Below are 21570 nucleotides of genomic sequence, written 5' to 3' on the forward strand. Positions count from 1 at the left end.
GCGCCTCCCTGAATCTTCGGATGACCGACGTGGATTATCTCCTGCAACTGGTATCGAGCCCCACCGCCTGGATCGCCCTGGCCACACTGGTGGTGATGGAAGTGGTGCTCGGTATCGACAACCTGATCTTCATCTCGATCCTCACCAACAAGCTGCCCGAGCACCAGCGTACCAAGGCCCGCCGCCTGGGCATCGGCATGGCGCTGATCCTGCGCCTGGGCCTGCTCGGCACGGTGGCCTGGATCGTCCAGCTGGTGCATCCGGTGTTCGAGGTGTTCGACCATGCGTTCTCCTGGAAGGACATGATCCTCATCGCCGGCGGCCTGTTCCTGTTGTGGAAGGCCACCACGGAGATCCGCCATTCCGTGGACCCGGCTCCCGAAGGCGACATGTTCGTCGGCAAGCAGGTCGCCGCCATCGGCTTCAGCTCGGCGATCGTGCAGATACTGCTGCTGGACCTGGTGTTCTCCGTCGACAGCATCATCACCGCCGTGGGCATGACCGAGCACGTGCCGATCATGGTCATCGCCGTGGTCGCCGCCGTCACCGTGATGCTGCTGGCCGCCGACCCGCTGGCGCGCTTCATCAACGACAACCCCACCGTGGTGATGCTGGCCCTGGGCTTTTTGATCATGATCGGCATGACGCTGATCGCCGAAGGCTTCGGCGCCCATGTGCCCAAGGGCTACATCTACGCCGCCATGGCCTTCTCCGCTGCCATCGAAGCGCTAAACATGCTCTCCCGCCGCGCCGCCCGCCGCAAGGCGCAGCGGCAGGCGTGACGCACCGTCCCTCTCTCGCGGGAGAGGGGCGCTGCCAGTTGCCTGCGTCCCCCTTCGCGAGGTCGGTATTCATCCTGTAGGCAAGGACTCATTGGCTCTGTCTGCGTTAAGTGTTGCTGGAAAGCTTCGAGTTGAGTTGATTGCCGAGCTTTGCTGATGTTTCTGGTTTCGCCCCCCCCCGGGCGAGTTTCTTTTGGCAGTCGTCGGGGTGCCGAACCACCCAAAAGAAACCAAAAGGGCTTGCCCCTCCATACGGGTCTGGCTGAAGCCAGACTTCCCTCGCTCCATCATCGTTCCAGGGGCACGCCTCGAAGGGCCATCCCTGGCCCATCGAGGCTCTCGCGACATCCATGTCGCTCAACCCCTGAAACGACGATTGCGCTCGGCCTCCTGAAAGGGGCGTTTGGCCGCTGCTCCAACGCCTTCGCTCAATACACATTGATGTGCGCATCACCACCGGGTGGACGCCGCGGCTGGCGGCTTTCGTAGGATGGTGTAGAGCGAAGCGAAACCCATGCGGTGGGTGTGCCAGGAATCCAGAATCGTCCTGAAATCGCCGTTCTTGAGCCTTTTCGTTGAATCCAAAACAGCTAGCACCGGCACAGCCCATTCATTCGCGATTGCCCCTTTTCGCGGTTGAAACTGCTCCTACGTAACCCGCCCGGTACAAGGCACCCCGGGGATTGACCCCGGGCCGGACGAGGGCCGATGAAAAATCCGCGAACCTGACCTGAACCCTTCATATGAATATGAGATCAACATCGTATCGATGCGCCAGGTGGCGATCGAAGCGCCATATCGTTACGAAGGAGTCGAACTTCGATGAACATTTCCCCCGAACTGGCCCTCAGCCAAGCCCGTGAACGGCTGCAACACATGCGCAACGCCGCGGACGGGCGCACCCTCGCCTACCGTTTCGGCGTAGCCCAGGGCTACATCAACGCCCTGCGCGACTTCGCCGGGCTGGATGCGGAAACCTGGCGTCACCTGCTGGACGAAGCCGAGGCCGTGCGCCACGAGACCGATGCCGCGCTGCACCCGCTGGTTCCCCAGGCCTTCATCCTCGCCCAGGCCGGCCCGGCCAGCGAAGGCCAGCCCGCCCTGTCCTGAACGCCCCGCCCCAGCCTGCCCGGGCCCGTGCCGGCCCGGTTCAGCTGCGGGAGCGGTGCCACGCCTCCAACTGCTCCGGCGACATCGGCCGCGCCACGTAGTAGCCCTGCACCTCGTCGCAGCCCCACCACTGCATCAGGCGGTACAGCTCCTCGGTCTCCACGCCCTCGGCCACCACCCGGTAGCCGAGTTGCCGGGCGAGCTGGATCACCGCACCCACCACCCGCTGGTCGCGCACCTCGGTCTGCACGTTGCGCATGAAGGATTGATCCAGTTTCACTGCGCTTGCCGGCAGGTCGCGCAGGTAGGACCAGTTGCTGTAGCCGGTGCCGAAGTCGTCGATGGCAAGCTCCATGCCCTCCGCACGCAGGCGCAGCAGGTTGCGCCGTACCTCCTCGGGGTTCTTCATCAGCACGCTCTCGGTGAACTCCAGCTCCAGGCCCGCCGGGTCGATCCGGTGGCTGCGTACCAGGGCGATGATGCGGTCAACGAAATCGGCATCGTCCATGTCGCTGGCCGAGACGTTGATCGACACCTTCCAGTCCCAGCCCTGCCGCTGCCATTGGGAAGCCTGCACGATGGCCCGCTCGGCCACCCACAGGCTCAGCGGACGGATCAGCGCGGTGCGCTCGGCCAGGGGGATGAATTCCGCCGGGCTGATGCCGCCCAGTTGCGGATGGCGCCAGCGCAGCAGCCCCTCGACCCCGACCAGGCGCCCGCTGTTCAGCTCGACGCGGGGCTGGTACTCCAGGCGCAACTGGTCCTCGGCATGCACCGCCTTGGACAGCGACGACAACAGCAGGAAGGCACGCTGCTGGGCATGGTCCAGGGCGGCTTCGTAGTAGCGCCAGCGCACCCCGGTCTCGCGGGCGTTGTCGGCCGAGCTCACCAGCAGGCGCAGCCAGTCGCGGTTCTCCATTCCCGGATCAAGGTCGAGGATGCCGGCGCCGAAACGGATCTGCAGCGGGATACCCTCGCACTCGATAGGCGCCGAGAAGACGTCGGCGAGGCCGTGGGAGAGCCTCTCCACGGCATCGCGCCGGGCACCGTGGATGATGAAGCCGAAGCGCGTCGGGCTGATCTTGTACAACTGCTGCCCCTCCGGCAGCGCCTGCTGCAGGCGGGTCTTGATCAGCAGCATCAACGACGCCGAGAAGGGGTAGCCGAGCACCTTGACGATGTCGTTGAGAAAGGCCGGCGCGATCATGTCCGCCGCCACCACGGTGATGCGCTGGCCGGCGCGCAACGCCCCCTCCACGTCCTCTTCCAGGCGCAGGCGGTTGTACAGGCCGGTGGGCGGGTCGATGAAGGTAGCCTCGCGGATGTGGCGCAGGCGCAGCATCGCCAGCTGCGCGAGGGATTCCAGCATCGCCGCGTCGCGCGGCGACAACGGCGGGCGCGGCTCGCTGTCGATGATGCAGAAGCTCCCCAGGGCCAGGCCGTCCTCGGTGAGCAGCGGCATGCTGGCGTAGAAGCGGATGCCCGGCTCGCCGGTGACCAGCGGGTTGTCGCAGAAGCGTTCGTCCTGGCGTGCATCGCAGACCTGGAACAGCGCCTCGGACACTACCGCATGGGCGCAAAAGGCGTCACCCCGGGACGTTTCGCTCACGCCGAGGCCCACCTTGGCGCAGAACCACTGGCGGTTGTCATCGATGATCGAGACCAGCGCGACGGGCACCTCGAAATACGCGGTGGCCAGTTGCACCAGCCTCTCGAAGACCTCGTCCTCCGTGTGCTCCAGGGGCCGCAGCGCGAGGACCTGGCGCTGGCGTTCGGCTTCATTGGTGGGAAGAGGCGTTGCGTCCATATGTCCTCCCGGCAACTGGACATTTGCTCTGACATTCCTCGACGACCTTTGATTCAAGCAGCTCGATCGCCTTCGCGCCCCCCCGGTATCGACTTCGCCACCCCGTCCCCGCGTCGCCGCCCCCGCGCATTCACAAAGCCATTCTCGGACTCGTCCGATGGGACAGGAACCTCCCCGGAGGCATCCTGAATCCGCTCCAGATAGCGCCGCCAACCTGTCGCGGCGGGCCTGCTCGCAACAGGCGGCGGTATCGGAGCGCCCATTTTTCGACCCTCTCAGAAAGGTACTTCGATGAGCATTTCCAAGCGCTCCCTGCGCAAGCTGCCCCTGGCCCTCGCGGTCGGGCTCGCCACCCTGGCATCCCAGCAAGCCTTCTCCCACGGCTACATCGAGAGCCCGAAATCCCGCTCGCTGATGTGCAGCATGAGCGGCGGCAACCTCAACGCCAACTGCGGCTCCATCCAGTGGGAACCGCAGAGCGTGGAATACCGCCCCGACGCGCAGAACCACTTCGGTGGCAAGTGGTGCGGCGGCACCTTCCGTGAATGCGGCCCGGCCGATGGCACCATCGCCGCCGGCGGCCACAACTCCTACAGCCAGCTGAACGAGCAGACCGCCACCCGCTGGCACAAGACCACCATCAAGCCCGGCATGCAGGAATTCCGCTGGAAGTACACCGCCGGCCACGCCACCGCCTACTGGCAGTTCTACATCACCAAGAAGGACTGGAACCCCAACAAGCCGCTGACCCGCGCCTCCTTCGAAGCTGCCCCGCTGCTGCATGAGGACTTCGCCACCAGCGGTCATGCCAAGCCGGTGTCCCAGGGCTCCAGCACCCACCGCCTGAACATCCCCACTGACCGCAGCGGCTACCACGTGATCCTTGCCACCTGGCGCATCGGCGACACCGACGCCACCTTCTACCAGGCCGTCGACGTCAACATCGACAACGAGGGCGCCGGCAACGGTGGCACCACCCCGCCGGCACCGGAATGGAACCAGATCGGCGCCGTGCAGCCCGAGCCCCTGAGCGTCGGCGACACCGTGACCCTGCGTGCCTTCGCCAAGACCGGGCAGCTCAACAGCATTTCGCTGAAGATCGAAAACGCCAACCAGGCCCAGGCCAACAACTGGCCCTTCCTGCTGGCGCAGAAGGTCAACGCCGCCGACCTCGGCTACAAGCTGGGCGAGCTGAACACCACCGGCGACGTCGTGCCCAACTACGGCCGCAACGGCATCCATGTTAAGGCCGACAGCAAGGTGGTACGCGTCGAGGTGCAGAAGGACCAGCCGAGCATTCCGGGCTCCCTGGGCCTGACCGGCCTGCAGGACAGCTACCAGATCAAGGACGGCAAGGCCGACCTGCACTTCAACGCCATCGCCCAGGGCGGCGAGTACCAGGTCAAGGCCACGGTGCTCAACGCCAAGGGCGAGACCGTCGCCCACCAGGAAGCCGCACCGGGTAATACCCCGCACTTCCACATCCCGCTGCTGAAGGCCGAAGCCGGCAAGCATGACCTGGTGGTGGTGGCCACGCCGAAGAAGGGCGAGCTGCTGCAGCAGACCCACAGCTTCAGCCTGATCGCCGAGCCGGGTAACGGTGGCGAGAACCCGGGCGAAGGCGAAAACCCGGGCAATGCCAAGTACGACTTCGTCTTCCCGGACGGCCTGGCCGGCTACAAGGCCGGCACCACCGTGCTGGCCAAGGACGGCAACGTCTACGAGTGCAAGCCCTTCCCCGCCAGCGGCTACTGCAAGCAGTGGACCCCGGGTTCGAGCCAGTTCGAGCCGGGCAAGGGCTCCCACTCCAGCATGGCCTGGGACCGCAAGTAACCCGACCGGGGGCCGGGCCAAGGCCCGAGCCCCCTCCCCAACGAACCGGAACGCCCGACGGCCAGGAGCCGCCGGGCCGTTCCCGTCCCCGACGGAACCGCCGCCATGACGCTCGTCCCCACCCTGCCGCGCGCGCTGCCGCCCCGGGCCCTGCACGCCCTGGCCGCGCTGCTGCTGTGCGCCTGGCTGGCCTGGCTGGGCCTGGCCAGCGGTGACTACCGCCAGGCCCTGCGGACCCAGGCCCAGGCGCAGCCGACCAGGCCGCCGCTGCCGACGGCCCTGCCAGCGCCGCCCCTGGATGCCACCGCCGTCGCCCTGATGTTCGGCGCCATGCCTCCGCAGCCGGACGCTCACGAGGAAGACCCCGGCATGCCCCTGACCCTGCTCGCCAGCCTGCGTGCCGAGCACCCCGACGACTCCCGCGCGCTGATCGCCTCCCCCGGCGGCAGCGCCTTCCACCGCCCCGGCGAACGCCTGCCCGGCGGCGCCTTGCTGCGCAGCGTGGAGACCGACCACGTACTCATCCTGCGCAATGGCCGCGAACAACGCCTGGGCTTCGCCCGCCCCGCCGAAACCCTGCTGGTGCCCATGGTCACGCCAGCGCACTCGCCCGAGACGACGCCATGAATCTCATCCGCACCACCCGCGCCCTGCTGATGCTCGGCACCCTGCTCTGCCCTCTCGTCGCCCAAGCCACCAAGGACGAGGAGCGCCAATGGACCCTCAACATGAAGGACGCCGACCTGCGCGACCTGGTCAGCGAAGTCGGTGCGATCACCGGCAAGACCATGGTCCTGGACCCACGCATGAGCGGCAAGGTCACCGTGCAATCGGCTGCCGCCCTCGATCAGGCCGGCATCTACGCCCTCTTCCTCAGCGTGCTGCGCAGCCAGGGCTTCGCCGCGCTGGAACAGGGCGACCGCGTGCTCATCGTCCCGGTCGCCGATGCCAAGACCCGCGCCAGCGAACACGACGGCAGCGGCGGCGAGGCGGTGGTGACCCAGGTGCTGTCATTGCGCAACGCCAGCGCCGCCGAAGTGGCCGCCGTGGTCCGCCCGCTGGTGGCCACCGATGCCTACATCGCGCCCTCCACCACGGCCAACGCCCTGGTGGTGACCGACAGCGCCAGCAACGTCGAGCGCATACGCCAGGTGGTCGCCGAGCTGGACGCCTCCGGCCAGCGCGCCTTCAGCACCCTGCCCCTGCGCCACGCCTGGGCCAGCGACCTGGCCGCCACCCTCAGCGAAAGCGTCGGTCAGGCCGGTTCCGGCGCGCCCTCGGCCAAGGCCGTGGCGGACGCCCGCAGCAACCGCCTGATCCTCATCGGCCCGGAGCCCGCCCGGGCACAGATGGCGAGCCTGGCGCGGGCCCTTGATGTGCCCGGCGACGCCAGCGACGGTACCCGCGTGCTGCGCCTGCACCACAGCGACGCCAAGCTCATGGCAGAGCTGCTCAGCGGCATCGGCAAGCGCCTCGAAGTCGGTCGCGGCGGCAAGGAAGGCCAGGCCGGCTCCATCCTCATCAGCGCCGACGAGAGCCAGAACGCCCTGGTGCTGATGGCCGAGCCCGCCCAACTGGCCATGCTCGACGGCATCATCGCCCAGCTCGACCGCCCACGCGCCCAGGTGCTGGTGGAGGCGGCGATCGTCGAAGTCAGCGGCGACATCAACCAGGCCCTTGGCGTGCAGTGGGCCGGGCGCGGCGGCGATATCGCCGGCGCCGTGCAGTTCGGCGGCAGCGGCCTGGCCATCGGTTCGGTGATCGCCGGGGCCGAGGGCGGCAAGCGCCCGGCCCTGCCCGACGGCACCCTGATCGGCATCGGCAGCCGCGACTTCGGCGCGTTGATCAACGCGCTCTCCAGCGACTCCAACAACAACCTGCTCTCCACCCCCAGCCTGCTGACCCTGGACAACGAGGCGGCGGAGATCCTCGTCGGCCAGAACGTGCCCTTCCAGACCGGCTCCTACACCACCGACAGCGCCGGCGCCTCCAACCCCTTCACCACGGTGGAGCGCCGCGACATCGGCATCACCCTCAAGGTCACCCCGCACATCAACGAGGGCGACACCCTGCGCCTGAAGGTGGAGCAGGAGAGCTCCGAGCTGGCCGCCGCGCCGGCGGGCATCGCCACCAGCGACGTGATCACCAACAAGCGCTCGGTGAAGAGCACCATCCTCGCCGACGACGGCCAGATCATCGTCATCGGTGGCCTGATCAAGGACAACGCCAGGGTCCAGGTCAGCAAGGTGCCGCTGCTGGGCGACATCCCGCTGCTGGGCGCGCTGTTCCGCTCCTCCAAGGAAGTGGTGGAGAAGACCAACCTGATGGTCTTCCTGCGCCCCACCCTGCTGCGCAACAGCGCCTCCGCCGAGGACCTGGGCCAGCGCCGCTACGACGGCCTGCGCCGGCTGCGCGCCAGCGACCCGGCCGCCAACCGGTTGCTGCTGCCCAGCGAGCCGCGCCAGCTGTTCGAGATCGACGCCGAGCCGGCGCTCGACCTGCGCCGGGGCGGCAGCCGATGAGCAGCGCGCGCCTGCCCTTCGCCTACGCCCGTCGCCACGGCGTGCTGCTGGACGCCGGGCAGTTGCTGTGCCGCGCCGATGCGGCACTGGTGATCGTCGCCGAAGTGCGTCGCCAGCATGGCGAGCCCACCCTTTGCCAGGTGCTGGACGCCGACGCCTTCGCCGAGCGCCTGGCGCTCTGCTACCAGGACGGCCAGGGCGATGCCCAGCAGGTGGCCGAGGGCCTGGACGAGCAGATGGCCGGGCACGACGACCTGGCCAGCCTCGCCGACCAGCTGCCGCAGACCACCGACCTGATGGAGCAGGAGGACGACGCCCCGATCATCCGCCTGATCAACGCCATCCTCGGCGAGGCGGTGAAGGCCCGCGCCTCGGACGTCCACCTGGAGACCTTCGAGCGGCACCTGTCCGTGCGCATGCGGGTGGACGGCCTGCTGCGCGAGATCCTCCGCCCGCGCCGCGAACTGGCGGGCCTGCTGGTGTCGCGGATCAAGGTCATGGCGCGCCTGGACATCGCCGAGAAACGCATCCCCCAGGACGGCCGCATCGCCCTGCGCCTCGCCGGACACGAGGTGGACGTGCGTGTCTCCACCCTGCCCTCCGCCCACGGCGAGCGCGTGGTGATGCGCCTGCTGGATAAGCAGGCCGGGCGCCTCGACCTCGCCCGCCTGGGCATGGACGACGACACCCGTACCCGCCTGGAAGGCGCCCTGGCCCGGCCCCACGGCATCCTCCTGGTCACCGGCCCCACCGGCTCGGGCAAGACCACCACGCTCTACGCCGGGCTCGCCAGCCTCGACAGCGCCAGCCGCAACGTCCTCACCATCGAGGACCCGGTGGAATACCACCTGCCCGGCATCGGCCAGACCCAGGTCAACACCAAGGTCGACATGACCTTCGCCCGGGGCCTGCGCGCCATCCTGCGCCAGGACCCGGACGTGGTGATGGTCGGCGAGATCCGCGACCGCGAGACCGCCGAGATCGCCGTGCAGGCCTCCCTCACCGGCCACCTGGTGCTCTCCACCCTGCACACCAACAGCGCGGTGGGCGCGGTCACGCGCCTGGTGGACATGGGCGTCGAGCCCTTCCTGCTCTGCACCTCGCTGGTCGGCGTGCTGGCCCAGCGCCTGGTGCGCGTGCTCTGCCCGCACTGCAAGGCGCAGCACCCGGCCGATGCCGCCGCCTGCACCCACCTGGGGCTGGACGCGGCCGCGCCGCCCCCGCTGTGGCACGCGGTGGGTTGCCCCGCCTGCCAGCACAGCGGCTACCGCGGCCGCCAGGGGCTCTACGAACTGGTGCTGCTGGACGAGGCGCTGCGCCAGCTGATCCACCAGGGCGCCGGCGAAGCCGAGCTGACCCGCCACGCCCGCCGCCATGGCCCGAGCCTGTTCATGGATGGTCGCGACAAGGTGCTGGCCGGCGTTACCAGCCTCGATGAGCTGCTGCGCGTGACCCGGGAGGACTGAGCATGGCCGCCTACGAATACCTCGCCATGGACGCCAGCGGCGCCCGCCAGCGCGGCGTGCAGGAAGCCGACAGCGAACGCCAGGCCCGCCAGCTGCTGCGCGACCGCCAGTTGGTGCCCTTGCGCCTGCGCGCAGCCCGGGGTGGCCGCGTACCCGGGACGCGGGCATCGGCCCGGGGGCTCAACGCCGCCGCCCTGGCCCTGCTCACCCGCCAACTGGCGACCCTGGTGCAGGCCGCGCTGCCCCTGGAAGAGGTGCTGGCCGCCGTCGCCGCACAGTCGGAAAAACGCAGCCAGCAGGCCATGGTCCTGGCCATCCGCGCGCGGGTGCTGGAGGGACACGGCCTGGCCCGCGCCATGGCCGACTTCCCCCGCGCCTTCCCGCCGCTGTACCGCGCCACCGTCGCCGCCGGCGAGCGTGCCGGGCACCTGGGCCAGGTGCTGCTGCAACTGGCCGACTACACCGAGTCGCGCCAGGCCGCGCGCCAGCAGGTGCAACTGGCGCTGCTCTACCCGAGCATCCTGCTGCTGGCGGCCTTCGGCATCGTCGGTTTCCTGCTCGGTTTCGTGGTGCCGGACGTGGTCAAGGTGTTTATCGACAGCGGCCAGGAACTGCCCGTCCTGACCCGCGGCCTGATAGCCACCAGCGAGGCGCTGCAGCGCCATGGCCTGGCGGGCCTGATCATCATCGCCGCCCTCGCCTTCGGTCTGCGCCTGGCCCTGCGCCTGCCGGGCGCGCGGCTCACCTGGCACCGCTTGCAACTGCGCCTGCCGCTGTTCGGCCGCCTGCTGCGGGCCAGCGACTGCACGCGCTTCACCAGCACCCTGGCGATCCTCGGGCGCAGCGGGGTGCCGCTGGTGGACGCGCTGGAAATCGCCGCGGAGGTGGTGGCCAACGGGCAGATTCGGACCGGTCTGAAAGACGTCGCCCGCGCCGTGCGCGAAGGTGGCGCCCTGACCCGGGCCCTGGAACGCAGTGCGCTGTTCCCGCCGATGATGCTCTACATGATCGCCAGCGGTGAACGCTCCGGCGAGCTGGACTCCATGCTCGACCGCGCCGCGCGCCAGCAGGAAACCCAGCTCGCCAACCGCATCGCCATGCTCGTCGGCCTGTTCGAGCCGGCGATGCTGGTGTTCATGGGCGCCAGCGTCCTGGTGATCGTGCTGGCGATCCTCATGCCCATCCTCAGCCTCAACCAACTCATCGCCTGAACGGCAGGAACCCCCATGCACAACCGACGCAGAGAACAGGGCTTCACCCTCATCGAGATCATGGTCGTGGTCGTCATCCTCGGCGTGCTCGCCGCCCTCGTGGTGCCGCAGATCATGAGCCGCCCGGACCAGGCCAAGGTCACCGCCGCCCGCGCCGACATCAACGCCATCGCCATGGCGCTGGACATCTACAAGCTCGACAACCACGGCTACCCCAGCACCCAGCAAGGGCTCGACGCCCTGGTCACCCGGCCCGCCGGCAGCCCGCCCGCGCGCAACTGGAACCCCGATGGCTACCTCAAGCGCCTGCCCGTCGACCCCTGGGGCAACCCCTACCAGTTCATCGTCCCCGGCAGCCGCGGCGCCTATGACCTGTTCTCCTTCGGTGCCGACGGCCGCGCCGGCGGCGAGGGCCTCAACGCCGACATCGGCAACTGGGATCGCTGAGATGCCCCCGCGCAAGCACCCATTCCGCAGGCTGGGTGGAGCCCTGCGAAACCCATCACCTGGGCAGCATGGGTTTCGCTCAGCTCTACCCATCCTACGAAGCAAGCTGCCCCTCTGTGGGAGCGAATTCATTCGCGATGGAGTGTGGCCATGACCCGCGCGCGGGCACGGGGATTCACCCTGCTGGAGATCCTCGTGGTCATCCTCCTGGTGGGGCTGGTGGCGGGGCTCGCCGGGCTGGCCCAGGGTGACAACGGTGGCCAGCAGGCGCGACGCGAGGCCGAGCGGCTGGGTGCACTGATCGCGCTGCTGCGCGAGGACGCTGTGCTCGGCCACAGCCAGTTCGGCCTGCGCATCGACACCGATGGCTACAGCGTGCAACGCCTGGAGGCTGACGGCCGCTGGCGGCCCGCGCCCGGCTACCGCCCGCAGCAACTGGCGCCGTCGCTGCGCCTGCGGTTGCAGCGTGACGAGCATGCCCCGGTGGCCACGGCTGGCGGCCCGCAGTTGCTGGTGCTCTCCAGCGACGAGATCTCCCCCTTCACCCTGCTCCTGGAGCTGCGCGGCAAGCCGCAGCTGACCCTCGCCAGCGACGGCCTGGAGGAGGTGCGCATTGAGGCGCCCTGACGGCTTCACCCTGCTGGAGGTGATGGTGGCCCTGGCCATCTTCGCCACCCTGTCCGTTGCCCTGTACAGCGCCGCCGGGCATATCGCCGGCAACAGCGCCGGGCTCACCGAGCGCAGCCTCGCCCAGTGGCTGGCCGACAACCGCCTCAACGAGCTGCGCGCCGGCATGCGCGCGCCCGAGCCCGGCCTGCGCCAGGAGCGCATCGCCTTCGCCGGGCGCCAGTGGCTGCTGTTCAGCGAGGTCGGCCAGGCCACCAGCGCCGGGTTGCGCCGGGTCACCCTGGAAGTGGCCGAGCCGGGCACGCCGCCCCGGGTCCGCGCCCGCCTCAGCGGCCTGATCGAGGCGGCGCCATGACGCAGCGCGGCTTCACCCTGCTCGAAGTGCTCATCGCCATGGCCCTGTTCAGCCTGCTCGGCCTGGCCAGCTACCAGTTGCTGGAGCGCGTGCTGCACAGCGAGCGGCGCATCCAGCAGCACGAGCGCGAACTGCGCCAGCTGCAACGGGCGCTGGACGTGCTGCAACGCGACCTGTGGCAGGCCATGCCCCACCCGCTCGCCGACGACCCCAGCCGGCGACAGGCGCTGATCGGCCACGGCCATGAGCTGCGCCTGGTGCGCGGCGGCTGGGCCAACCCGCTGCAGGAGCGCCGCAGCGAGGTGCTGCAGGCCGCCCACCGCTGGGACCAGGGTCGCTGGCTGCGCGACTACCAGGACCTGGACGGCGGCACCCTGCGCAGCCAGCGCCTGCTGGACGGCGTCACCCTGACCCGCCTGCGCTACATCGACGCCAGCGGCCAGGCGCGGGACGCCTGGCCCGCCGCCGATGGGGCGCTGGCCCTGCCGCGTGCGCTGGAGATCGAGCTGGACGCCCCTGGTTTCCCGGACATCCGCAGGGTCATCCCGCTGCCCGGCAGCCCGGGGCAACGGCATGAGTGAGCACGCCCGGCAACGGGGCGTTGCGCTGATCAGCGTGCTGCTGATCACCGCCCTGGTGACCCTGATCATCAGCGACATGCTCGCCCGCCAACGCCTGAGCCTGGCCAGCAGCGCCAACCAGCTGCACCAGCAGCAGCTCTGGCAACTGGCCCTGAGCGGCGAGGCCCTGGCACGCCAGCGCCTGCACGAGGAGCTCGGCGAGCGCGAGGAGCCGCTGCGCGTGCACCTGGGCCAGGGCTGGGCACGCGACCAGGCGCTCGAACTCGACGGCGGGCTCGTGCGCATCCGCGTGGAAGACCTCGCCGGGCGCTTCGACCTCGACACCCTGCGCAGCAGCAACGGCCCGGCCCGCGCCCGCTACCAGCGCCTGCTGAAGCTGCTCGACCTGCCCCCCCACGACCCGGCGCGGCTGCCCTCGCGCCCGGGCCACGACGGCAAGCCCCAGCCCCTGGCCGACAGCAGCGAACTGCTGCGCCTGGAGCCCCTGGGCGGCGCCGACCTGCAACGCCTGCGCCCCTTCGTCGCCACCCTGGGCGGCAGCGCCCTCAACCTCAACACCGCCAGCGCCGAGCAACTGGCCGCCCTCGAAGGCCTCGACCCGGGCATCGCCCGCACCCTGGTGCAGGGCCGCCCCGCCCAGGGCTACGCCAGCGTGCAGGCCTTCGTCGAGCTGCCGCTGCTGCACGGCCGCGAATTGAACAGCCGTGGCCTGGCCGTGGACAGCCGCCACTTCCGCGTGCACCTCGCCGCCGAACTGGGCGAACGACGCCTGTATCTGGCCAGCGACCTGCGCCTGGAAGCGGACGGCACCCTCGCCGTGCTGCGCCGGCAGCTGCTGGCCCCCACCCAACCCTGAAGGATCGAACCCGTGCACGCCTGGCTCCACCTCGCTTCCCCCACTGACCCCGACACGGCCACCTGGTGGCTGGAGAACGGCGAGCCCGAACAGGGCGACCTGCACCAGGCCGCCGCACGCCTCGCCGGCCTGCGCCTGACCCTGCTGCTGCCGGCCGAGGCGGCCAGCCTGCATCGGGTGCAGGTGCCCTCGCGCAGTGGCCGCTGGCTGCGCCAGGCGCTGGACTCCGCGCTGGAAGAGGTCCTGCTGGAGGAGCTCGACGCCCTGCACCTGGCACGCGGCGCCCTGGTCGACCGCCAGTGCCGGGTGATCGCCGTCGACCGGCAATGGCTGCGCGAGCTGCTGGCCCGCCTGGCCGGGTTCGGGCTGGTGCCGGCACGCATCCATGTCGACGCCGACTGCCTGCCGCCGGAGGAGCCCTGCGCCCTGCCCTGCGCCGGCCGCTGTCTGCTCGGCGGCGACCCCGCCCTGTTCGGCGCGCTGCAGGAGGCCCGCCTGGGGGAACTCGCCGCGCTGCTGCCCGACGGCCTGCGGCGCCTGGAGCAGGCGCCCTGGCCGCTGCTGGCGGACGGCTCGCGCCGGGCCATCGACCTGCGCCAGGGCGAGTTCGCCAAGCGGGGCGGCCAGCGTCCCGGCTGGGCGCTGGCAGCGGGGCTGCTGGTGGTCGCCTGCGCCGCGCAAGGGGTCCAGGACCGCCTGCACCGCCACTGGCTGGAACGCGACACCGCAGAGTTCCAGCAGGCCAACCAGGCCGAGTGGCAGCAGCGCTTTCCCGGCGAGCCGCTGGTCGATCTCGGCCGGCAATTGCAGGCCCGACAGGCCAGCTCCGGCCGCTCCGCGAAAGGTGTAGGGCAGGAGCTGCACGAACTGGCCGCCACCTGGAGCGCCAGCGGCGGCAGCCTGGCCCAGGTGCGCCAGCTCGACTACCGGGCCGACGAGGGCTGGACGCTGCGGGTGGAGGCCGGCTCCTTCGCCGATATCGAACGCCTGCGCGAAGGGCTGCTCGCCCAGGGGCTGAACGTCCAGGCCGACTCCAGCACGCGCAGCGGCGAAGGCGTCAGCACCCGCCTGCGGATCACCCGATGAAACCGGCCAGCCACGACAGGAGAGCCACCATGAACCCCTTTCCCGCCCTGCAATCACGCTGGCGCCAGTTGCCCGCTCGCGAGCGCCGCGCACTGCTCCTGCTCGCCCTGTTCCTCGGCCCGGTGCTGCTCTGGAGCGCACTGCTGCAGCCCCAGCGCGAGGCGCTGCACCATGCCGAGGAGGACTACCAACGGGCGCTGTTAGAGCAGGTCGGGCTGGCCGCGCTGCCACAGGCCACGCCCCGGCCGACGCTGGCCAGCGACGCCCTGCCCGGCCTGCTGGCGCGCACCAGCGCCGAGTCGCGGCTGGCCATCGAGCGCATGGATCACGAGGGCGGCGGACGCATCGACCTGGGCCTGGAAGGCGCCCTCGACGACCTGCTCGCCTGGCTGCAGGCGCTGGAGCGGGCGGGTGCCGAGGTGAACAGCCTGGCCCTGGAAGTCAGCCCCGAGGGCCGCGCACGCGTGCGCCTGCTGGTGGGGCCTTCCGCCTGACGCGGGCACCCCGGCCCGGGCAGCAGCCAGGGCCCTTGGGGAAGGCCCCTGCAACAGCCGGCGCAGCCAACGCCCCGGGGTCGTCCTGGCCGTGGTGGCACTCGCAGGCGACAGGGGGCAACTGCTAGGCTTCGGCAGTTCGTCGCCGACACCGCCGGCACCCGGAGCGCGTGAGGCGGTCCAACACGACAACCCCAGGTCCAGGAGCCACCCGATGACCGAAGCGGCCCCCACCACCATCAGCGTCACGCGGCGCTTCCGCCAGAGCGCCGAGCAGGTGTTCGACGCCTGGCTCGACCCGGCGATCGCCTCGCGCTTCCTGTTCGCCACCGCGGATGGCGAGATGCGCGTGGTGGACATCGACGCCCGGGTGGCGGGCAGCTACTGCATCATCGAACGGCGTGGCGGGGAGGACGCCGAGCACCTGGGCGAGTACCTGGAGATCGAGCGGCCGACACGCCTGGTGTTCACCTTCGGCATCGACCGCAACGACCCTTCCCGCGACCGCATCAGCCTCGCCTTCACCCCGCTGGCCGAAGGCTGCGAACTGCTGCTGGAGCACGCGATGCGGCCCGCCTGGGCGCACTACGCCAGCGCCACCCGCGACGGCTGGAACATGATCCTCGGCCACCTGGCCCGCGCCCTCGACACCCCCTGACGCGGCGCCACCTCAGCCGGGGTAGATCACCTCCTCGGCCTCGGTGGGCAGCGGCACCTCCCACTTGAACAGCATCCGCGCGATGTCCTGGTTGCGCAGGCTGCTGTCGCGCCGGGTGTTGCGCCGGCGTATCTCCGCTTCGCTGGCCTCCAGGTACACCAGCTGCACGCGGGCGTCGTAGGCGTAGAGCAGGTCGAGGGTCTTCTTGCGCATCTGCGCCGACAGGTGCGTGGCGTTCCACACGAAGGGCCGGCGCTCGCGCAGCAGCGCCTTGGCCTGGTCGATGGCGAAGTGCGCGGCGGCGCCCTCGTCCTGCCCATGACGCAGGCCCAGCGCCTCGCGCGCGTCGTCGTAGGAGATCACCGGCAGGTCCGGCTTGTGTTTCGCCTGCCAGGAGTTCTTGCCGCTGGCCGGCAGCCCGGACAGGACGATCACCTCGGAGCCCTGGACCTCGCGGTGCAGGGGATAGTCCGGCAGCACCCGCGCCCCCCGGAAATAGCGCACCCGCGTGTGCGCGTCGACGAAAGCCCTGGGCCCGCGCAGGCAACCCTCTTCCTCGGCCAGTTGCTCGACCAGTTCGATATCGTCCAGCAGCGCCTGCTTGCCGACATAGTCGCGGCCCTGCATGTCGGCCCGCGCCACGGCGCAGAGCATCCACACCGGCAGCTCCCAGGACAGCTTGTGCAGGATGAACTCCGCCGAGCGCCCGCTCTTGTCCCCCGCCAGGGCGAAGAACGGCAGCTGGTGCACGGCGATGATCCGGCAGATGCGCTCGCGCAGGGCGAAGGGCACGCCGGCGCGCCACAGCAGGATGCGCGCGTCGATGGCCCCGCGCCGCGAATGGCCGGGCTGGCCGATCTTGCCGGTGGCCTCGTCTATCACCGTGGTCGCCGGCTTGGCGAGGTCGTGCAGCAGGGCGGCGAAGAACAGCACGAAGCGTTCGTCGGCGTCCGCCGTGGCATAGGCGCCCTGCTCCAGCAGCGCCTCGACCACCATCCTGGTGTGGGTCCAGACATCGCCTTCGGCGTGGTAAACCGGGTCCTGCGGGGTGCAGGCCAACTCGCCCAGCGCCGGGATCAGCGCCAGGCAGGCATCGAAGTCCGCCGCGCTGCCGGGGGCGGGCACCAGGGCCCGCAGTCGTTCCATGTTCATTCGTGTCGTCCTTGTGTGGCAGCCAGGTCGGCCCAGGTCACCACCGGCTCGGGGGCGTAGAGATCGACGCCCGGAGCCAGCAGGTTGGGGATGAACGGCTGCTGGGAATGGTGGATGCCGGAATCGAGGATGGCCTGGACGAAGTCCGGGCGTACCCACTTGACCCGGCCCAGGGTGTGTTCGGGGCTCTCGATCTTCAGGTACAGCCCTTCCATCAGCTCGGAGCGATCGCTGTTGGCCTGGGCGCGGGCCAGGTCCAGCCCCTCGCGCCGCACGGTGTCGACGAACGCGTCGCGCCAGCCGGCGGAGCGCGCCAGGGACGGCCGCACCAGCTTCAGCAGGTCCGCCAGGCGAGGCGGCGGCGGGCCCTCGTGGAGCACCGGCACCGACAGCACCGGGCTGCCGGCCAGCAACGCGCGCCGCGCCCGGGTGGAGAGGAAGGCCCGCTGCTGGCGGTCCCAGATGTCGAACTCGAGGAACAGGTGCGGCAGCCGGTCGTAGAACACCGAATGCAGCTTGCTGCACACCTCGCCGAACAGCACGTAGCGGTCCTCCAGCCGCTCCAGCAGCCGGTGCTCGTGGGCCCGGGCCCACTGCTTGAACTGGCTGAACTGGCGCTCGCGGCCGCCACCGATCAGGTAGTGGCCGCGGGACTGCAGCAGCAGCTCGCCACCGGCCGAGAAGCTGATGGCGGCGTTGGCGCCGTCGAGCTTCTCCTCCACCACCAGGTGGCAGCCGGCGAGCTCGCGGTAGGCCAGCTGGTCGGCGTCACTGTCACCGATCTGCAGGCGCGAGGATTCGAGGTGCGGGGTCCTCGGGTATTTGAACAGCTCGAGATTGTGCGCATGGGCGCAGGAATGATCCGTCATGGTCTTCTCCTGTGAAAAAGGGAAAACCGACGACGTGCATCGCGGGGAATCAGTGGAAGCCACCCAGGGGCGGCCAGCAACAGGGCTCGATGAACCGTCGTCGGTGTCAGGCGTGTTGGCTGGCGCGGGGCATTGGCTTCACCACTTGGATGGAGGGGTGGATCGGAAAGGCGCGCATTGAAAACCCGCAGCACCCGCGCTGTCAACACGGCCGTGTGAAGTGTGTCGCAGGGTGCTTGCCCGGCGCTTCGGCAGCTGGCACTCTGCCGCCACCCCACTGCCCCAGGAATGCATGCCCATGGACCGGATCGAGGCCGCCCTCACGACCCTCAAATCCCTGCTGCTCGGCGACGAGACCATCGTCCAGAGCTCGCACCAGCTGCGCCTGAAGGCCTTGAAGCACCGCCGGGAGATCGTGGTCGCCACCAACATGCGCCTGGTGATCTTCATCCGCCGCACGTTCGGCGGCTACCGCATGCACGACATCCGCTGGCAGGACCTGCAGGACGCCGCCATCGACGAGAACCTGCTGCCGGGCCTGTTCGGCGCCGTGCTGAGCCTGCGCCTGTACAACGGCACCCTGGTGCGCATCGACGGCCTGGAGCCGGTAAGCGCCCGCGCCCTGTACGTCTACTGCCAGCAGCAGGAACAGGAATGGCGGGAGAAGAACCGCGTCCGCGGCATGGAGGAGCGCTCGGGGCTCGGCTTCATCGGCCTGCCGGGTAGCACGGGCGGCCCGGCTGCCCCGGGGGCTGCGGCCATCCCGGGCGCCGCGATGCCGGGAACCCCGGCCTTCGACGCGCTCTTTTCCGCGGCCTTCTCCGGCGCGACGCCCGGCACGGTGAGCCGCACGACCGTCGGCTCACCGCGCACCACCGTCGAGACCACAGTGGATGAAGGCGACTCCTTCTCCTTCCAGGGCAAGGGGGATCTCGGCGCACTGGCCGGCATGGCCAAGCTGATGAACCCGGCGACCGCCTCCGCCAGCGCCGACAAGCTGGCCAAGGGCATGGCCGAGGCGAAGAAGCAGTTCGACGCGGGCAAGCTTTCTGCCGCCGAGTACGAAAGCGCGAAAGCCAAGGTCCTCAGCAGCCTGTAACCAACCGCCCCGCGCCGGCCGGCAAACAACCTGAACTCCCCGCCAACCCCGGCGCTCTCTTGATCAATGGCCAGGCCCACGGCCTGCAACAACAAGATCAAGGGAGCCTGCGATGAACTCGACCACCCTGCCCGCCGATGCCGCCCGGGAACGCGCGGCCACAGGCGATGACCCGCGCTGCTACGAGACCGACCTGCCCGCGCGCCTGGACCGCCTGCCTTGGGGCCGCTTCCACACGCTGCTGGTGATGGCGCTGGGCATCACCTGGCTGCTCGACGGCCTGGAGGTGACCCTCGCCGGCTCCGTGGCTGGCGCGCTCAAGGACAGCCCGGCGCTGCACCTGACCAATGCCGAGGTGGGCCTGGCCGGCGGCATGTACATCGCCGGCGCGGTGCTCGGCGCACTGTTCTTCGGCTGGCTCACCGACCGCATCGGCCGGCGCAAGATGTTCTTCCTCACCCTGGCCGTGTACATCAGCGCCACCGCCGCCACCGCCTTCGCCTGGAACATGTGGAGCTTCATGCTGTTCCGCTTCCTCACCGGGGCCGGCATCGGCGGCGAGTACTCGGCCATCAATTCGACCATCCAGGAGTTCACCCCGGCGCGCTTCCGGGGCTGGGTGGACCTGGGCATCAACGGCACCTTCTGGGTCGGCGCGGCCCTGGGCGCGGTGGGCTCGGTCATCCTGCTGGACCCGGACATCCTCGGCGGCGACATGGGCTGGCGGCTGTGCTTCGGCATCGGCGCGGCGCTGGGCCTGGTGATCCTGCTGATGCGCCTGTGGCTGCCGGAAAGCCCGCGCTGGCTGATGATCCACAACCGGCCGCAGGAGGCCCTGGCGATCATCGACGACATCGAGGCGCGCTTCCGCCGCGAGGGCCACGCGCTTTCCAGCATCGATCACTTGCCGAAGATGCGCCTGCGCGGCCGCGACCACACGCCCCTGAGCGAGGTGTTCCATACGCTGTTCAACGTGCACCGGCGCCGCGCCATCGTGGGCCTGAGCCTGCTCACCAGCCAGGCGTTCTTCTACAACGCCATCTTCTTCACCTACGCCCTGGTGCTGACCGATTTCTACGAGGTGCCCAGCGAGAACGTGGGCTGGTACATCCTGCCCTTCGCCCTCGGCAACTTCTGCGGGCCGCTGCTGCTCGGCCGGCTGTTCGACCACGTTGGGCGGCGGGTGATGATCAGCGGCACCTACGTCATCTCCGGCGTGCTGCTGACGCTCAGCGGCTACCTGTTCCAGCAGGAGATGCTCGACGCCACCCAGCAGACCCTCGCCTGGATGGTGATCTTCTTCTTCGCCTCGGCGGCGGCAAGCTCGGCCTACCTGACGGTGGCGGAGACCTTCCCGCTGGAGATCCGCGCCCTGGCCATCGCCGTGTTCTATGCCTTCGGCACCGGCCTGGGCGGCATCATCGGCCCGCTGCTGTTCGGCCAGCTGATCGAAAGCGCGGAGCGCAGCAACGTGTTCATCGGCTACCTGATCGGCGCCGCCCTGATGATCGGCGCCGGCCTGGTGCAGGCCTTCTGGGGCGTGGCGGCGGAACGCCAGCCGCTGGAAAGCGTGGCGGCGCCACTGTCGCAGGTGGACGCCGAGCCGCGCACGGCCTGATCAGCGCTCCAGGCCCAGGCGCTGGTGCCACTGGGCGATGGATTCCTGCGGGTAGACATCGAAGCGCTGGTCCCTGGCGCCGGCCTCCACCTCCACCCAGTCGGCTTTCGAGCCGAGCATCAGGTGGGTGTGCTCCGGCGGCACCGGCAAGGGCGTGTCGATGGCCGAGGCGAAGGGATGGATCAACTCCGGCCACTCTGGGCTGAACAGCCACAGCCCGGAGCCGCACAGCGTGCAGAAATGTCGCTCGGCGGTGCTGGCGTGAGCCCGTGCGTCGCCCTCTTCCTTGAGCCGCGCGTGATAGACGCCGATGTGCTTGCGTCCGGTGACCCTGAGGCTCTTCGCGTCAGCGGACAGGTTGATGGCATAGCCGCCCCCGCCCTGGGTCTTGCGGCAGATGGAGCAATAGCAGCGCTGGTAGGGATAGGGATGGGCGCTGTCGAGGCTGAAGGCCACGGCTTGGCAGTGGCAGGAACCTTCCAGGTGCATGACGACCTCCCGGGTCGAATGGGTTCAGGGCATCTGGACAGGCGTATCGCGGTTTTGCACGGGGCAGTTCGTCGGGTGAGCCGTCGGGTTGCACCCGACCTACAGCGGCTACGTACCCTGTAGGGGCGACTTCAGTCGCCAAGGAGCGCGCAGCGCTCCCGGCCAGGCAAAGCGCCGATCGTAGGAGCGAATTCATTGGCGAAATGGTGAAGCGTAGCGAGACCCACCCTCACAGCCCGGGCGCACCGCCATTGGTGGATGAAAGAAGCGCCATCCACCCTACGCCCCGGTTGGCGCGGTGGCTCGGGACTGGGCTCATGTGTAGGGTGGACCACGCTTCACCGGTCCACCTTGCGTGCTTCCCGGCAGCACCGCCTGGTGGATGAAAAGAGCGTCTTCCACCCTTGTATCTCGACTAAATACCTCCACAGGGGTAATAGTCCCCGACTGATCATCGGGGGAGGGGCTGGAAGTCGTGTCCACCCTTAGGCCTCGAGCCTGCAACGTA

The 21570-nt window shown here is 69.6% G+C and carries 21 protein-coding genes; 17 read left to right on the top strand and 4 right to left on the bottom strand.

Translation table 11 applies throughout. The features are described from left to right. Positions 1–29 precede the first annotated feature (29 nt). Together WFQ67_RS20245 and WFQ67_RS20250 are read left to right on the top strand one after the other, a co-directional pair. Complete coding sequence (locus WFQ67_RS20245; protein ID WP_213630610.1) at positions 30–782, top strand: TerC family protein; 753 nt, start codon at positions 30–32, stop codon at positions 780–782. Positions 783–1604: 822 nt separating this feature from the next. Further along, a complete protein-coding gene (locus WFQ67_RS20250) occupies positions 1605–1892 on the top strand; it encodes a hypothetical protein (protein WP_173177385.1) in 288 nt (95 codons plus the stop codon). Between the two features lie 40 nt (positions 1893–1932). Here WFQ67_RS20250 and WFQ67_RS20255 read toward each other — a convergent pair whose 3' ends face one another. Further along, entirely contained in the window at positions 1933–3699 is a 1767-nt protein-coding gene (locus tag WFQ67_RS20255) for a putative bifunctional diguanylate cyclase/phosphodiesterase (protein WP_213625220.1), read from the bottom strand. Positions 3700–3990: 291 nt separating this feature from the next. On the opposite strand from WFQ67_RS20255, the gene gbpA reads away from it, so the two are divergent. The 13 genes from gbpA to WFQ67_RS20320 all read left to right on the top strand — a co-directional run bounded on the left by gbpA (position 3991) and on the right by WFQ67_RS20320 (position 15835). Next, positions 3991–5532, top strand: coding sequence for an N-acetylglucosamine-binding protein GbpA (gene gbpA / locus WFQ67_RS20260; protein ID WP_337058012.1), 1542 nt, complete (start codon positions 3991–3993; stop codon positions 5530–5532). Between the two features lie 105 nt (positions 5533–5637). Then, positions 5638–6159, top strand: a complete 522-nt coding sequence (locus WFQ67_RS20265; protein WP_337058013.1) for a type II secretion system protein N — start codon at positions 5638–5640, stop codon at positions 6157–6159. Continuing rightward, positions 6156–8054 (top strand): type II secretion system secretin GspD, encoded by a 1899-nt coding sequence (gspD, locus tag WFQ67_RS20270; RefSeq protein WP_337058014.1) that lies wholly within the window; start codon positions 6156–6158, stop codon positions 8052–8054. Before WFQ67_RS20265 ends, gspD begins: the two co-directional genes overlap by 4 nt. Beyond that, a complete protein-coding gene (gene gspE, locus WFQ67_RS20275; protein WP_337058015.1) occupies positions 8051–9520 on the top strand; it encodes a type II secretion system ATPase GspE in 1470 nt (489 codons plus the stop codon). The genes gspD and gspE overlap by 4 nt, the downstream gene beginning before the upstream one ends. Before the next feature lie 2 nt (positions 9521–9522). After that, complete coding sequence (gene gspF, locus WFQ67_RS20280; RefSeq protein ID WP_213625225.1) at positions 9523–10731, top strand: type II secretion system inner membrane protein GspF; 1209 nt, start codon at positions 9523–9525, stop codon at positions 10729–10731. A gap of 15 nt (positions 10732–10746) precedes the next feature. Further along, a complete protein-coding gene (gspG, locus tag WFQ67_RS20285; RefSeq protein ID WP_111261278.1) occupies positions 10747–11178 on the top strand; it encodes a type II secretion system major pseudopilin GspG in 432 nt (143 codons plus the stop codon). A 150-nt stretch (positions 11179–11328) separates the two neighbouring features. Next, positions 11329–11805 (top strand): type II secretion system minor pseudopilin GspH, encoded by a 477-nt coding sequence (gene gspH / locus WFQ67_RS20290; protein ID WP_213625226.1) that lies wholly within the window; start codon positions 11329–11331, stop codon positions 11803–11805. Further along, positions 11792–12160 carry a type II secretion system minor pseudopilin GspI gene (gspI, locus tag WFQ67_RS20295; protein ID WP_173177401.1) on the top strand — a complete coding sequence of 123 codons (369 nt, stop codon included), beginning with the start codon at positions 11792–11794 and terminating at the stop codon, positions 12158–12160. Before gspH ends, gspI begins: the two co-directional genes overlap by 14 nt. Continuing rightward, a complete protein-coding gene (gene gspJ / locus WFQ67_RS20300; protein WP_173177403.1) occupies positions 12157–12741 on the top strand; it encodes a type II secretion system minor pseudopilin GspJ in 585 nt (194 codons plus the stop codon). Before gspI ends, gspJ begins: the two co-directional genes overlap by 4 nt. Next, a complete protein-coding gene (gene gspK, locus WFQ67_RS20305; RefSeq protein ID WP_337058016.1) occupies positions 12734–13597 on the top strand; it encodes a type II secretion system minor pseudopilin GspK in 864 nt (287 codons plus the stop codon). Before gspJ ends, gspK begins: the two co-directional genes overlap by 8 nt. Before the next feature lie 12 nt (positions 13598–13609). Continuing rightward, the gene (gene gspL / locus WFQ67_RS20310; RefSeq protein ID WP_337058017.1) at positions 13610–14683 is read left to right on the top strand and encodes a type II secretion system protein GspL; all 1074 of its coding nucleotides are present in this window, start codon (positions 13610–13612) and stop codon (positions 14681–14683) included. A 29-nt stretch (positions 14684–14712) separates the two neighbouring features. Then, a complete protein-coding gene (gspM, locus tag WFQ67_RS20315; RefSeq protein WP_337058018.1) occupies positions 14713–15177 on the top strand; it encodes a type II secretion system protein GspM in 465 nt (154 codons plus the stop codon). A 214-nt stretch (positions 15178–15391) separates the two neighbouring features. Continuing rightward, positions 15392–15835, top strand: coding sequence for an SRPBCC family protein (locus WFQ67_RS20320; protein WP_173177422.1), 444 nt, complete (start codon positions 15392–15394; stop codon positions 15833–15835). Between the two features lie 12 nt (positions 15836–15847). Here WFQ67_RS20320 and WFQ67_RS20325 read toward each other — a convergent pair whose 3' ends face one another. Both WFQ67_RS20325 and WFQ67_RS20330 read right to left on the bottom strand, forming a co-directional pair. After that, a complete protein-coding gene (locus WFQ67_RS20325; RefSeq protein ID WP_337058019.1) occupies positions 15848–16987 on the bottom strand; it encodes an AAA family ATPase in 1140 nt (379 codons plus the stop codon). Next, positions 16984–17856 carry an RNA ligase family protein gene (locus tag WFQ67_RS20330; RefSeq protein WP_213625233.1) on the bottom strand — a complete coding sequence of 291 codons (873 nt, stop codon included), beginning with the start codon at positions 17854–17856 and terminating at the stop codon, positions 16984–16986. The genes WFQ67_RS20325 and WFQ67_RS20330 overlap by 4 nt, the downstream gene beginning before the upstream one ends. A gap of 298 nt (positions 17857–18154) precedes the next feature. Between WFQ67_RS20330 and WFQ67_RS20335 the strand changes: the two genes are divergently transcribed. Beyond that, positions 18155–18955 carry a PH domain-containing protein gene (locus WFQ67_RS20335; RefSeq protein WP_337058020.1) on the top strand — a complete coding sequence of 267 codons (801 nt, stop codon included), beginning with the start codon at positions 18155–18157 and terminating at the stop codon, positions 18953–18955. A 112-nt stretch (positions 18956–19067) separates the two neighbouring features. Further along, positions 19068–20573: an MFS transporter gene (locus WFQ67_RS20340; RefSeq protein ID WP_337058021.1), complete on the top strand. Its 1506-nt coding sequence runs from the start codon at positions 19068–19070 to the stop codon at positions 20571–20573. On the opposite strand, the gene WFQ67_RS20345 is transcribed toward WFQ67_RS20340, so the two are convergent. Beyond that, positions 20574–21062 (bottom strand): GFA family protein, encoded by a 489-nt coding sequence (locus WFQ67_RS20345; protein WP_337058022.1) that lies wholly within the window; start codon positions 21060–21062, stop codon positions 20574–20576. It lies immediately after the preceding gene. Positions 21063–21570 lie beyond the last annotated feature (508 nt).

The organism is Pseudomonas sp. USHLN015 (assembly GCF_037153275.1).
Classification (GTDB): Bacteria; Pseudomonadota; Gammaproteobacteria; order Pseudomonadales; family Pseudomonadaceae; genus Metapseudomonas; species Metapseudomonas tohonis.

Bases quoted from the DNA above. Each gene is read 5' to 3' on its own strand.
- WFQ67_RS20255 (WP_213625220.1), bottom strand. From the start codon at position 3,699: ATGGACGCAACGCCTCTTCCCACCAATGAAGCCGAACGCCAGCGCCAG.
- WFQ67_RS20265 (WP_337058013.1), top strand. From the start codon at position 5,638: ATGACGCTCGTCCCCACCCTGCCGCGCGCGCTGCCGCCCCGGGCCCTG.
- gspE (WP_337058015.1), top strand. From the start codon at position 8,051: ATGAGCAGCGCGCGCCTGCCCTTCGCCTACGCCCGTCGCCACGGCGTG.
- gspH (WP_213625226.1), top strand. From the start codon at position 11,329: ATGACCCGCGCGCGGGCACGGGGATTCACCCTGCTGGAGATCCTCGTG.
- gspG (WP_111261278.1), top strand. From the start codon at position 10,747: ATGCACAACCGACGCAGAGAACAGGGCTTCACCCTCATCGAGATCATG.
- WFQ67_RS20325 (WP_337058019.1), bottom strand. From the start codon at position 16,987: ATGAACATGGAACGACTGCGGGCCCTGGTGCCCGCCCCCGGCAGCGCG.
- gspJ (WP_173177403.1), top strand. From the start codon at position 12,157: ATGACGCAGCGCGGCTTCACCCTGCTCGAAGTGCTCATCGCCATGGCC.
- gbpA (WP_337058012.1), top strand. From the start codon at position 3,991: ATGAGCATTTCCAAGCGCTCCCTGCGCAAGCTGCCCCTGGCCCTCGCG.
- WFQ67_RS20345 (WP_337058022.1), bottom strand. From the start codon at position 21,062: ATGCACCTGGAAGGTTCCTGCCACTGCCAAGCCGTGGCCTTCAGCCTC.
- WFQ67_RS20330 (WP_213625233.1), bottom strand. From the start codon at position 17,856: ATGACGGATCATTCCTGCGCCCATGCGCACAATCTCGAGCTGTTCAAA.
- gspD (WP_337058014.1), top strand. From the start codon at position 6,156: ATGAATCTCATCCGCACCACCCGCGCCCTGCTGATGCTCGGCACCCTG.
- WFQ67_RS20250 (WP_173177385.1), top strand. From the start codon at position 1,605: ATGAACATTTCCCCCGAACTGGCCCTCAGCCAAGCCCGTGAACGGCTG.
- gspK (WP_337058016.1), top strand. From the start codon at position 12,734: ATGAGTGAGCACGCCCGGCAACGGGGCGTTGCGCTGATCAGCGTGCTG.
- WFQ67_RS20320 (WP_173177422.1), top strand. From the start codon at position 15,392: ATGACCGAAGCGGCCCCCACCACCATCAGCGTCACGCGGCGCTTCCGC.
- gspM (WP_337058018.1), top strand. From the start codon at position 14,713: ATGAACCCCTTTCCCGCCCTGCAATCACGCTGGCGCCAGTTGCCCGCT.
- WFQ67_RS20335 (WP_337058020.1), top strand. From the start codon at position 18,155: ATGGACCGGATCGAGGCCGCCCTCACGACCCTCAAATCCCTGCTGCTC.
- gspF (WP_213625225.1), top strand. From the start codon at position 9,523: ATGGCCGCCTACGAATACCTCGCCATGGACGCCAGCGGCGCCCGCCAG.
- WFQ67_RS20340 (WP_337058021.1), top strand. From the start codon at position 19,068: ATGAACTCGACCACCCTGCCCGCCGATGCCGCCCGGGAACGCGCGGCC.